The organism is Lonsdalea britannica (assembly GCF_002111595.1).
GTDB classification, from domain to species: Bacteria; Pseudomonadota; Gammaproteobacteria; order Enterobacterales; family Enterobacteriaceae; genus Lonsdalea; species Lonsdalea britannica.
Genome location: NZ_LUTN01000006.1, coordinates 190,554 through 197,130, shown reverse-complemented (window position 1 = coordinate 197,130; position 6,577 = coordinate 190,554). Strand labels below are relative to the sequence as shown.

The 6,577-nt window shown below is 50.8% G+C and carries 8 protein-coding genes and 1 pseudogene; all 9 read left to right on the top strand.

Going from position 1 to position 6,577, the window contains the following annotated elements; genetic code table 11:
- Positions 1-301: pseudogene (locus AU509_RS18300) on the top strand (protein YdhT); the annotation flags it as partial.
- Positions 302-818: 517 nt separating this feature from the next.
- The gene (locus AU509_RS07490; RefSeq protein WP_094118035.1) at positions 819-1,790 is read left to right on the top strand and encodes a hypothetical protein; all 972 of its coding nucleotides are present in this window, start codon (positions 819-821) and stop codon (positions 1,788-1,790) included.
- Positions 1,791-1,809: 19 nt separating this feature from the next.
- On the top strand, positions 1,810-1,983 hold the full coding sequence (locus AU509_RS18120; protein WP_162896360.1) for a hypothetical protein: 174 nt from the start codon (positions 1,810-1,812) through the stop codon (positions 1,981-1,983).
- A 77-nt stretch (positions 1,984-2,060) separates the two neighbouring features.
- A complete protein-coding gene (locus AU509_RS07485) occupies positions 2,061-2,288 on the top strand; it encodes a hypothetical protein (RefSeq protein WP_139824029.1) in 228 nt (75 codons plus the stop codon).
- On the top strand, positions 2,288-3,106 hold the full coding sequence (locus tag AU509_RS07480) for a PD-(D/E)XK nuclease-like domain-containing protein (protein ID WP_094118033.1): 819 nt from the start codon (positions 2,288-2,290) through the stop codon (positions 3,104-3,106). The genes AU509_RS07485 and AU509_RS07480 overlap by 1 nt, the downstream gene beginning before the upstream one ends.
- A complete protein-coding gene (locus tag AU509_RS07475) occupies positions 3,103-4,038 on the top strand; it encodes a RecT family recombinase (protein ID WP_094118032.1) in 936 nt (311 codons plus the stop codon). Before AU509_RS07480 ends, AU509_RS07475 begins: the two co-directional genes overlap by 4 nt.
- Before the next feature lie 92 nt (positions 4,039-4,130).
- Positions 4,131-4,706 carry a hypothetical protein gene (locus AU509_RS07470; protein WP_094118031.1) on the top strand — a complete coding sequence of 192 codons (576 nt, stop codon included), beginning with the start codon at positions 4,131-4,133 and terminating at the stop codon, positions 4,704-4,706.
- Between the two features lie 271 nt (positions 4,707-4,977).
- On the top strand, positions 4,978-5,652 hold the full coding sequence (locus AU509_RS07460; protein WP_094118029.1) for an ASCH domain-containing protein: 675 nt from the start codon (positions 4,978-4,980) through the stop codon (positions 5,650-5,652).
- Positions 5,649-5,918 (top strand): hypothetical protein, encoded by a 270-nt coding sequence (locus AU509_RS07455; protein WP_094118028.1) that lies wholly within the window; start codon positions 5,649-5,651, stop codon positions 5,916-5,918. Before AU509_RS07460 ends, AU509_RS07455 begins: the two co-directional genes overlap by 4 nt.
- Positions 5,919-6,577: the final 659 nt, after the last annotated feature.

Below are 6,577 nucleotides of genomic sequence, written 5' to 3'. Positions count from 1 at the left end.
TGACGGGACTCGGCAGGCGTCTAGCGGAATCGGGACTAAGCACCTGTCCACGGGGGCGTTCTCGAAGGTTGCGGCGAGTGGGTCAGCCGTCGAAATCACCGCCTCCGGGGATAACTCAGTAGTCGCCGCAGCCAACTCGGTATCTAAAATTGTTCTGGGAGAAGGTGGTTGCGCCTCTATCGCCTACCACGACGGTGACCGGACACGGTTTGCAGTTGCCTACGTGGGCGAAAACAACATCAAACCCAATGTGGCCTACACCGTGAATGAAAATGGTGAATTTGTTCAAGTAGCGGATTAATCATGATTCAAGTGAATGGAGAACGCTATCGGGTCGTCAGGCTTGCATGCGGGTATTTATTTCGCCTGAAGCCTGAGCGAACCGGTGTCGCCCATAGCGGTGACGTTTTTAACTATGACCAGATTAGATCGCTGGTTAGGCAATTTTATTTGGAGGGGTGATGGTCACAGTTAAATGTAAGTACTGCAAACAAGACTTCTCAGCAAGAATTGCGGATAGAAAGCGTGGATGGGCAAGATTCTGCTCTAAATCTTGCAAGGCAAAAAAACAGGAAGCTGGAAACGGACAGCATAAAGCATATTTGCAAGGTCGAGGTGTAAGCAACTTGTATCACGGAAATATTTATTCAAACGACGATGACTGCATCGACATTACAGACCTCGAGTTTGGAGCATCTGATGGTGGATGTTTAAGACGAGATGAGTGACAGCCCAAGCCGTTATCACGATAGCGGCTTACGATGTTACCCACCCTATAGCCCTCTACGGAGGCTTTTTTATGCCCAAAGGATATGAATATGAGTGAGTCGGAAGAATTATCTTTGATTGAAATCAGCAAAGAGCAAGCTCCTGCGCTGTATGTCCCGAATGGCCTTGATCCTTTTCTTGAGCAAATTCGTAGTCAGGTTAACGAAGTCCCGGATTTGACGACAGCGAAAGGCCGCCAAAGAATTGCGTCTTTAGCAGCAAAGGTTTCCCGCAGTAAAACGGCCGTAGAAAAGCCGGGCCGCGATTATCTTCGCCACCTGAAAGAGGCAGTAAAGCCTGCTGAAGCAGAACTACGCCGCTGGGTAACTAAATGCGATGAACTCCGCGATGAAATTCGCCGCCCGCTATCTGAGTGGGAAGCCGAGCAGGAGAGAATCAAAGCAGAAGAACAGATGCTTGCTTGGCACGAAGAAGCGCTGGAAATGAATGAAGCGCACGAGAAAGCGGCTCTGGAAAGGTTCGAGTTAGATCACGAAATCGCCCTTCTCCTAAACGACAAATTCGACCGGGATGCCGCTGAGGCAAAAGCTGAGGAAGAACGGAAGCGAAAAGAGCAGGAAGAAGAGTTAAAACGGCTGGCAGTAGAAAAAGCCCAGCTAGAAGCAGCGCAGGAGGCGCAACGTGAGCGTGATGCGGCGGCAGCGCGAGAAGCAGCGCTTAAAGCTCAGGCTGAACAGGCCGAGCGAGAAGCTAAAGAAGCTGCCGCCCGCGCAGAACAACAGCGCATCGAAGCTGAGCAGCGCGCAGAACGTGAAAAGCAGGAAGCCATTACTGAAGAGCGCCAACGTGCAGAGCAGGCAGAAGCTACCCGCTTGGCTGAAGAGAAGCGCATTGCTGATGAAGCAGAAAAACGTGCAGCCAATGAAGCCCATCGCAAGGCCGTCGGCACCGATGTTGTGAAAGGCCTGTTAGAACACGCGGGTTTAACGCGTGAACAGGCTATAGCAACGCTGAAGGCTCTTATGAGCAACTCAATCCCTCACGTCACCATCAACTACTAATCATTTTCAGGAGTTACCCATGCAACATTCATTTGTTGGGGCTGCCCGTGTGGGTGGCTCCGGTTTCGACGCACGTAAATATATCCAATTCCACCATAGCAATGTGCTTTCGGGCGCCAGCTTCACCCCGCCGCCACGCAAGTCTCTGTTGCAGATCATCGTTGATTTCCTCAGCCAGAAGGGGCAGCCGTAATGGACATTCTCGACAAGCGTTTATCAAAGCTATCTACCGAATCGCGTGAAGTGGTTGATGCGTACGCAGAGGAGTACATGAGCCAACTTAACCGGCTGGCAGTCGAGCACATGTGGCGTGAAATTCTCAATGAGTCCACGGACTTCATTAGCGAAGCTATAGAGGTAGAGGGCTATCACGACATCACCAACGATTACACGCAGGACGTCTGCTATCACTTTGCTTTATGCCGGTTAGAGCGTGATAAGAGAATGAACGATGAATACAAGCTGGAACTTCGCCTGCTTGAACGGGGGGCTGCGTGATGGAGCCAGGTATTTATTACGAAATCAGTAATGAGGACTACCACAGCGGGCCCGGTATCAGTAAATCCCAGCTCGACGATATCGCCATAAACCCAGCAGTTTTCCAGTGGCGCAAGGTGGCGCCGGTTGATGATGAAAAAACCAAAGCATTGGATATGGGGACCGCCCTGCACTGCTTGTTGCTTGAGCCTGAAGAGTTCGAAAAAAGGTTCATTGTGGCCCCTGAATTCAATCGCAGAACAACCGAAGGAAAGGCAAGCGAAAAAGCCTTTCTTAAAGACTGTGAGGGCTCTGGAAAAACGGTGATGGATGCCGAACAGGACAGAAAACTTAACCTGATGCGTGACAGCGCGATGGCTTACCCACCAGCAAGATGGCTCCTTGAGGCAGAAGGACACCAAGAAGCATCCATCTACTGGAACGACAGCGATACCGGAGAGCTTTGCCGCATCCGCCCTGACAAGTTCCTTGCAAATCAACCTGTGATCGTTGACGTCAAAAAGGTTGCCGATATGAGCCGGTTCGCCCGGCATGTTGAGGAGTTCCGATATCACGTGCAAGACGCCTACTACCGCAATGGATTCCTTAACCATTTTGGCGAATACCCCATGTTTGTTTTTCTCGCTGTAAGCGAATCGATTGAATGCGGCAGGTACCCAGTTCGCGTTTACCAACTAAATGACGAGGACGTGGCTGTTGGTCACGACCTGTTCCGTCGGGATTTATCCACCTATCACGAATGCATGCAGACCGGTAACTGGGGCGGCATTGAAGAATTAACTCGACCCTATTGGGCAAAGAGAAAGGAAAACGTATGAGCAACGAAATCATCCAAGCGCCATCGAATGAGGCTGACACAAAAGCAGCCATCTTCAGCCCAGCAGGATTGCAAAAGTTACAGGCGTTCGCTGAGGTTATGGCGCAGGGACGCACGACAGTCCCAGCTCATTTAGCGGGCAAACCGGCTGATTGCCTTGCTGTGGCTTTGCAAGCTGCGCAGTGGGGGATGAACCCGTTCGCAGTGGCACAAAAGACTCACGTAATTAATGGCACTCTCGGCTATGAAGCTCAACTGGTTAATGCGGTGATCACGTCAATGTCGCCAACTAAAGATCGGTTGCATTATGAGTGGTTCGGCCCGTGGGAAAATGTTGTAGGAAAGTTCACAGAGAAGACATCCCAAAAAGGGAATAAATACATTGCCCCTAACTGGACTATGGCGGACGAGAAAGGATGTGGCGTTAAGGTATGGGCCACGCTTAAGGGGGAGGATGAACCACGCGTTTTGGAGCTCTTGCTGTCTCAGGCTCAGGTGAGAAACTCAACTCTTTGGGGTAGCGATCCGAAGCAGCAGCTTGCCTACCTTGGTGTAAAGCGATGGGCTCGCCTCTACTGCCCTGACGTCATTCTCGGTGTTTACACGCCGGATGAATTCGAGCAGAAGCCGCGTGTTGAACGCGATATCACGCCAGCTCGCAGCCGCGCAGACCTAAACAACATCATCAACTCAAAACCGGTTGAAGCAGATGAAAAGCAGGACGAAGAGCCAGCAACTAAACAGGAAAGAACACCTGACGAACTTCTACTCGACTTCACCTCGGCGGCCGGTAACGCGAAATCAAATGCGGAGCTGGACAAGTTCTACACATATGCCGCTAAGAAATTGGCTGGCACTACAGAGCTTCTGGACAAGGCAACCGACGTTTACCTGATCCGCCAATCTGAGATCAACGAAGCCGAACAGCAGTAATCACCTTTTAGTAATCCCTCCCCCTTAAACCTAACCACATCGCCTAACGGTGAGGGATTAACTCAACCTGAAAACAGCGTGGAGAAAGAATTATGCAGCCTTCAATTATCGAATTAACAACAAACCTTTCAGCGGCAACGCTGAGCATCAATAACGTTTCAGATGCGCTGGGTTTGAACGGCGATGGCCCGCTTAGCCTACAGGTGATCACCAAGTTAACAGACCTGCTGGCGGACAACGAAACCCTGCGCGCCATGGTGCAGGAGTTGACGGCACAGCGGGACGCGCTGGTAGAAGATGGTAAGGCACTACAGCAAACAAGACTTCCGTTGTCGGGCCGGGAGATAGGTTTCTTTTCATATGACGGCATTGATTGCTGCTTTCGGGAACATGAATCTATCGAAATGGCAGTTAAGGACGCTGGAGAAGCACTTGATTACTGCCGCGATATGGCAGGCTCCGAAGGATGGCCAGAGGAAACGGACACCATATGCTGGGGTGTGATTATCCAAAGAGCCACCATGCATTCAAAGCATCAGCCCGATCCGGAAACAGAAAACACTGACTTCGACTACATCTGCGAATACGACTTCATGGGTGCAGATATGGCATCAGGGGCACAGCCTAAAGCTCTAGTTAAGTCACTGACGGTTCCGGAGGCCGGATGAGCAAGAAAACGTATCTTCATCAACTAAACGAAGCCATGCGGATTGAACGAGAGTCTCGCCACCATAAAGCTAGAGCCACATACAAAAACAAGCCAAAGGATCGATGGCTTGAGGTAGTAAACGCCCATAACCGACGACTTACACGGCAATGCCGCCGTTCTGTAGGTAAATCAAACAAATTAGGTGTCCGCAGAACGGCAAAAGGCATGTGTATGTATCTGAATGAAATCCAGTCTTGGTCGTTAATTTTTCGGTCTAATCGGGAGGTTAAATGAAAGAGCGCGGGATGATTTTCAATGCTGAGATGGTTCGCGCCATCCTTGACGGTCGCAAGACGCAGACACGGAGGCCGGTTCAGTTCAAGCCACGCGACCCAGGGTTAAACCTAAATTCCAGCGGTCTGGAGTTAGGCCATTATCGTTCCGGAGTCCCTTTGAGCGGGTGTGTACTTCGTTCTCGCGGAGGAATGGGCTGCTGGAATGACAGAACGTATCCGGCTAAATGCCCATTCGGCCAGCCTGGCGATCGCATTTGGGTGCGCGAAACGTTTAACGGATTCTGGCTTGATGATGATGTGATCCAGGAAATAAAGGACGGAACTTCTCTTGCATCTGAGCTTTGCGACTACCGAGCTGATTTTCCAGATGGCAGCAAACCTGCAGAAGGTTGGACTCCATCCATCCACATGCCCCGCTGGGCCAGCCGCATTACGCTGGAAATTACCGGCGTTCGTGTGGAGCGGTTGCGGGATATCAGCCAAGAAGACGCTAACGCCGAGGGTATGTACCTCTCCGGGTGGCGGCCTTCCTATTCAGACCCTGACAGCGGAGGCGAAGTCGCGACGCCGTATGATAACTTTGCAGCGCTGTGGGAATCTATCTACGGCCCAGACAGCTGGCAGGCTAATCCGTGGGTTTGGGTTATCGAGTTTCGGGAGGTCAAATGAAAGCGGATAAGCAATATGCAGAACGCGATGCTATGACACTCGATGAAGAAGGTGGTTACTACTATCGACACGTGCTGGCAATGACCCGAGAAAGTCTGGATTCGAAGTCGGAAATTGCCGCAGAACTCGGGTGGCGGGATATGCAGAATGACAAGCTGCGCGAAGCTATGGATTCAATGCTTAATGACCTAAACGCCTATATCCGCCGGGAGCAAACCGAGCGGGAGAAGAACGCCAAGCTATTAGCGCGGATCGAAGAATTGTAGTCATGTAAGATTGTCCGCCTAACGGGTAGTGATATTACCCATATTATGCAACAAGAATGGAACGAGTATTGCGACGACACCGGATGCTGTCCGGATGATTTCAGGGTTGATGAGGGAACGGGGTATCTAGAATTTGACGCTGGAACTTGGGCAAACAAGGTTGCTTCACGCATCATAAGAAAGCTTCCAACCCTCACTGAAACTCTGAGAGATTGAAGGGTTGAATACCCACCAATCACTGTTCATTTAAACAGTAAAATGCATTACCCTCCCGGCTCCACTCACCAAATTAATGACCAATCATGAGAACCAAGAACACTATCAGCAGCGCGGTTATGACCGTTTCTAGAAGAGACGATCGCGACCGCCTGGTGGTATTTACTCAGGACATTATCAGGGAGGCCAGGAGGCTTAGAGGGGCGGAGTTAACCCCCAGCATTATCAGGATGCACATGGAGCGATACGAGCGAGGATGGTATGTCCTTGAGGAAGGGCCACACTACGCCATATCGTTTATCAAAAAACATCATTACTAACCCGCCACGGCGGGTTTTTTATTGCCTGTAAAACGGAGACATCATGGCTGATATCGTCGACCAAGCTAACGAACTTAGTGATCTGTTAACTCAGAGCGCCCTATCGAACCGGGCCAAACCTAT